Source organism: Roseateles sp., assembly GCF_049240545.1.
Classification (GTDB): domain Bacteria; phylum Pseudomonadota; class Gammaproteobacteria; order Burkholderiales; family Burkholderiaceae_C; genus Paucibacter_A.
The window spans coordinates 1-5,019 of sequence record NZ_JBMLSK010000356.1 but is presented as its reverse complement, the minus strand read 5'-3'; the positions used below and the strand labels follow the sequence as shown (position 1 = coordinate 5,019).

General features: G+C 62.4%; 5 protein-coding genes. All 5 read right to left on the bottom strand.

Going from position 1 to position 5,019, the window contains the following annotated elements; genetic code table 11:
* Positions 1–271 (bottom strand): hypothetical protein (locus tag ACOVRJ_RS21600; RefSeq protein WP_422045880.1); only part of this gene is annotated, 271 nt, incomplete at its 3' end.
* Entirely contained in the window at positions 271–948 is a 678-nt protein-coding gene (locus ACOVRJ_RS21595) for a hypothetical protein (RefSeq protein WP_422045879.1), read from the bottom strand. The genes ACOVRJ_RS21600 and ACOVRJ_RS21595, both read right to left, overlap by 1 nt.
* A 61-nt stretch (positions 949–1,009) precedes the next feature.
* A complete protein-coding gene (locus tag ACOVRJ_RS21590) occupies positions 1,010–2,212 on the bottom strand; it encodes a P22 phage major capsid protein family protein (RefSeq protein ID WP_422045878.1) in 1,203 nt (400 codons plus the stop codon).
* A 21-nt stretch (positions 2,213–2,233) separates the two neighbouring features.
* Positions 2,234–2,983 (bottom strand): hypothetical protein, encoded by a 750-nt coding sequence (locus ACOVRJ_RS21585; RefSeq protein ID WP_422045877.1) that lies wholly within the window; start codon positions 2,981–2,983, stop codon positions 2,234–2,236.
* A 95-nt stretch (positions 2,984–3,078) separates the two neighbouring features.
* A partial coding sequence (locus ACOVRJ_RS21580) for a portal protein (RefSeq protein WP_422045876.1) occupies positions 3,079–5,019 on the bottom strand: 1,941 nt, incomplete at its 5' end.

Below are 5,019 nucleotides of genomic sequence, written 5' to 3'. Positions count from 1 at the left end.
CCCCTGACGCCAAGGCTTGCACCGAGGCGGCCTGCGCGGTCGTGCTGATTGGCGCGTCGGTGTAGGTCACAGAGCCGCCCACGGCTTCGATGCGGATAGACCCGCCTGCGTCGGTCGTGAAGGTCTGCGCGCCGGAAATGATCTGAGCCACTGCACCGCCTGCGTCGCGGTCGTCAACGATCACGCGGGCTTGTGCAGCCGGGGTGACGGTCACACTGCCGCCAACAGGGCAAAACACGTTGGCGAGTGCGCCCGCTTGAATCGTTGGCATCAGTAGCCCCTTTCGATCTGGTATTCCTCGCCCACCATGTCAAGCGACAGGAGCAATGGAGCGTTGTTGGTGCGCTTGATCGCGCGGGTTGCAGCAGTCGCAGCGGCGCGCAGCTCAGCAGGCACCGGGCGATTGAAGGAACGGCACAGGTCGCACGCCAGCGTCAGCATCAGCGCGGATTCGTAGCCCTCGGGCAAGTCAAGTTCCGTGCTTTGCGCGAAGGAGCGCAGCAGGGTTTGGCACTCCATCTTCAGCGTGTAGCCGCTGGCCTTGGGGTAGACCCACACGCGGCCATTGCCGGTGCTGGCTTCGTACCAGATGCACTCAGGCGAGCCGGTAACGTCCTTGTTGAAAATGTCGTCCCAAGTGATGTTGTTGACCACTTCGGCGGGCGTTTCCAGCCCCGAGGCGTCTACGAACTTGGCAGACACCACCTTGATAGGCCGGCTGGCAACAACAGCGCCAGTCGGGCCGATGGTGTAGCTTTGCAAGCCGGTCAGAGGCACGCTGATTTCAGTCAGCGCAGGGAAGAACAGGCGGTGGTTAGACCAGCGCTCCACAAGCTGATTCAGGCGGCGCAGACCAAGGCCGGCATCGTCTGCCGTGGGAGTCTGCCCTGCGGCCAAAACGCCGATCTCGGTCAGCGCGTCGGCAATGAGTGTGTTTGCTGTGGTCATGGCTTTTTTCATGCCCCGTTGAGAGCATCAAAAAAGCCCCTCCGAAGAGGGGCCCAGGCTGTTAGCCGTCGTTGTGCACGCGGGCGGCCAGTTGCGGGCGGATGGCCTTGTAGCCATACAGCACGTCCAGTCGGCACGGGAAGCTGCGGTCGCTGATGGAGAAGTCGCGCACCAGCGAAACGCTGATGCCGTCCACCACTTCGCGGGCCGCAAAGTCGGTGCCTTCAGGCAGCGGCAGGTCAGCGGTCACGAAGGCGAAGGCGTCCTTGTGGAAGGCCAGCGACTGCACCAGCGTTTCCGAAGCGCCTGCACCCACCTTGGTGATCGCGGCGTTGTCGGCAGGCGAAGCGCTGACGTTCTGGCGGGCGCCAGAGGTCACGATGGCCGGGCTGATCGACAGCGAGGTTGCCGAAGTGCCGGTCGTGGTCAGCACGACGAACTGTTGCAGTTCGCCGGTGTTGGCCTTCGTTTCCGGGTGCACGCGGAACACGTTGGCGATGGTGAACACGTCGCCACGGTTGAACGTGGTCGTGCCGGTGTCCACCACCAGCGTGGAGCCGGTTTGCGTGGCGCCGTTCACCAGGTAGCCGGTGGTCTTGGCCGCGGTGCCGGTGCCGTGCGGAACCAACAGGGTGTTCTCGTACACCTCGAAACCGCTGGTCATGCCGATGATGCCGTCCCGGTACTGCTTGCTGATGTTGTCAGCAGCTTGGAACAGGCCCTTCGTGTCCTTGCGGAAACGGTTGGCGTGGTCCGGGTTCATGGTCATCGTGCGGCCCGACATGGGCGCCAGCATCTTCGTCAGCGCGGTGCTGGCATCGCTGGTGGCGTTGAAGCCGAAGGCCACGGTGTCGCCGTCCACGAGGTTGTAAACCTCTTGGTACATGCTCAGCGCGTCGGCTTCGATGTTGGCCGCCAGAACCGACATGGCCGGCTCGATGATGCGCTCGGAGAAGTCTTCCAGCGACAAGGCCAGCTCTTGCGAGGTGAAGTTCATGTCCACGCCCTTCACCGTGCTGACCGTCAGGTCAACGCTGGTTTCGTTCGTGTCCTGCGCGGACATGTTGATGCCGGTGCGAACGGTGTATTCGTTCGGCATGCGAATCTTCAGCGTCGGGCCGAACTTGCCTTTCACGGGGGCGCCGGAGCCCTTGTACTGGTCGTCGTACTGGCGGTTGACGCGACCGACGAAGTTCAGCTTCTGGTGCAGGATGGCTGCGGCGGCGCGCGTCACAGCGGTGGGGGTCAGGATGGTATTGGGCATGGTTCTCTTTCAGGTTTGGCGTTAGCCCCGACGCAACTTGTGAAAGCGCTTCACCCACTCCTCAGTGGGCAATTCGTCAGACAAGCCGCTGTCCTCGCGCTTGCCTTTGACGGGCGCGATGGGCTTCGGGGCGGTGGACTGCTTCGGCTCTTTCGGGGCCTGCATCTCGATTTCGATGCGGGCCAACTTGCGAGCCACTTGGAAGGGGTCTTTGCCTGCCAGCTCGGCGGCAACGTCCGGGTTTTTGCCCAGGTGGTGCAGCACCTTTTCGGGTGCGTCACACGCCAACACGGCGCGCAAGAAGTCCGAAGGCTTCCCGTTGCGCTCGTAAAACGGCACTTCCACGTCGACGAGGTTGCAAGCGGCGTCGAAGCCTTCCAAGGCTTTGCCCTTCGTCAGCACCGTGGAAATGGTGTCTTTCACCTTCTCCACTTCGCGCATCTGCTGCGCGATCTGCTGGGCAATGGGCAGCACCTTTTCAGGCGTCAGCTCTTGCTGTTCCGGTTGTTGCTCGTACTGGCTGTACCGTTGGCGCAGTTGCTCGGCTTCCTTCCGTGCTTGTTCGGCATCGGCGGCGGCTTGGTAACGCGCAGCGGTCAGGCGCTGGATACGCCGTTCCATGCTCTTGAGGCTCTTCGCATGAGGGTCTTCCTCGCGCGTCTGCTCAGGCTGGGTTTCGACGGTTTCCGGGGTGGCGACTTCCGGTGATTCGGCCAGTTCAGGCGCAGGGATTTGCGTGTCTGCGACAGGCGACACGTTGGTTTCTTCCATTTGCTTTCGCGGTCATGGCGTCAACCTGCGCCAAGTCAGGGCATGAAAAAAGCCGCCTTGGTTTCCCTTGGCGGCTTCGTTCAGTGCGGTATCTCTCAGGTCATGTCTTGCGACACAGCGGCGGCCAGTTGTGGCGGCGGCTGCATCTGCTGCTTGAGCAGGGCAATCAAGCCCTTGAGTTCTTCGCGGTCTTGGGCTGCATCGGCTTGCAATGCGGCGATGCGCTCTGCGCTTTCCATACGCATGGACTCAAGCTGCATGCTCACTTGCGCGTCTAGCTGCTTGGCCTGCATCCCGCTTTGGGCTTCTTGCAGCGCCTGGCGCAGTTGCTGGATTTCCTGCCCGGCTTGCTGCAAAGCGGCTTCAACCTGCGGCGGAATCTGCGGGGCGCCTTCTTCCTGGCTTTCGGCCTGCTGAACCTGCGGCGGGAGCATGGCCTTCAGACGGCGGCTGATCTTGTCGGCGTCGGGGAAGTTGCGCAGCTTCACCCACAGGTCGCCAAGAATCGCCATCAACTGCGGGTTGCCGTTGACCATCTCGCCAATCTCTGCGGCGGCTTCTTGCTGGCGGGTCTGGAAGGCCGGGCCAACCACTGCGCGCACGTCATAGCGACCCACTGCGGGGTTCACCACAACTTCCTTTTTCCCGTTGAGAGACGGGCGCTCTTGGTAGCCCGTTTCCATCGTCGGGTCCACACGCACGAACTCGGGTTCGTCGTCCTTGCCGATGATGCGAAGAACCTGCTCTTGGTCGTAGATCACCGGCCAAACTTGCGTCAGCACGCGGCCCAGGTGCGCGATGGACAAAGCAAGGTTGTCCACGTAGTGGAACGAACCCACATCGGCCTTGTCCTGCAAGGCCAGAACAGCCCGCCCGCTCTGCTGGTTGGGGTTGTTGCCGATGGCCGCTTGGTACATGCCCAATGCAGCCTGAATGTCGTTCTTGCTGCGCTCTGCAAGATCAGCCCAGCCAACGGCAACGCCAGCGGGCGAGATACGCTCAGGCTTGAACGGCAGCGGGTTGCCGTGTTCGTCTACCGTGTTGTACGGCAGATAAGCGATGTTCCCCCGGTTGGCCTGCTTCCAGTGGCCTTCATAGCCTTCGATGGCTTCAGCAGGAGCCAACCACGGAGCTTTCGGGCCAAGCGCCACAGCCTCATAAGCGGCGTTGCGCTCAAAGTTGTAGGTGATCTGCCCATCCTTGGCGAGACGCACGCAACCAGACAGACGGCGCTTGCCTTCGTCCCATTCCTCGTTGCCAAGGACAGGGAACAGCGGCACGAACTCAGCCGGGAACACCGAGCGTTCAAGAACGTCTTCGCCCGACAGCTTGAAGTGCTCGACCACGCGCCCGCCTTCGGCATCCTCAGACGCGGGAACGTCCACCACACGGTAATACTCGCAGACGCGAACATGGTCCTTCGTGAACCAGCCCGAGTCGTCCCAATCCACCATCGTGGCATCGGGCCACTTGGCTTTGAAGTCGTCCTTGTGCATGGAGACTTCAACGAAGCCCCAGCCCATATCCGAGCCGTCAGGCTGCGTGAAATCGGGATCGACAAGCACAGCCTCGAACTCGGGCACGCGCTCAATCTCGGCGCACTGCTGGCCTTGAACCTTGGCGCCCTTCAGCGGCTTCAGCACCAGGCGGAACCAGCCGATGCCGCCGCGCGTGGATTGGCCCAAGGCGGTGATGTAAGCCACATCGGCCCGGCTTGCGTACTCGGTTTGCTTGGCAAGACCCGCCAGCACTTCGGCCAACTTGGGATCGCTGGTGTCGTCCACAGGCAGGAACGACAGCGCCGGCTTGTTGCGGCGTGCGGTGTTGATGACTTGACGGACGAACTGGCTTGTCTGGTCGAACACCAAGCAAGGCCGCGCGCCACCTTCGGCGTTCTGCCGTTCGCGCTTCACGTCCTCCGGCCACTGCTGCGGGTCGGTCGGGTCGGAGAACCGCATGTCCTCGCGGCACTCTTTGTAGATCGGCCCCCAAACCTCTTGGGCGCGCTCATACCGAGCACGGGCCTCGGTGATGAT

What these genes read in the sequence shown, in the direction of transcription:
- ACOVRJ_RS21595 (WP_422045879.1), bottom strand. Translation starts at nt 948, where the DNA reads ATGACCACAGCAAACACACTCATTGCCGACGCGCTGACCGAGATCGGC.
- ACOVRJ_RS21590 (WP_422045878.1), bottom strand. Translation starts at nt 2,212, where the DNA reads ATGCCCAATACCATCCTGACCCCCACCGCTGTGACGCGCGCCGCCGCA.
- ACOVRJ_RS21585 (WP_422045877.1), bottom strand. Translation starts at nt 2,983, where the DNA reads ATGGAAGAAACCAACGTGTCGCCTGTCGCAGACACGCAAATCCCTGCG.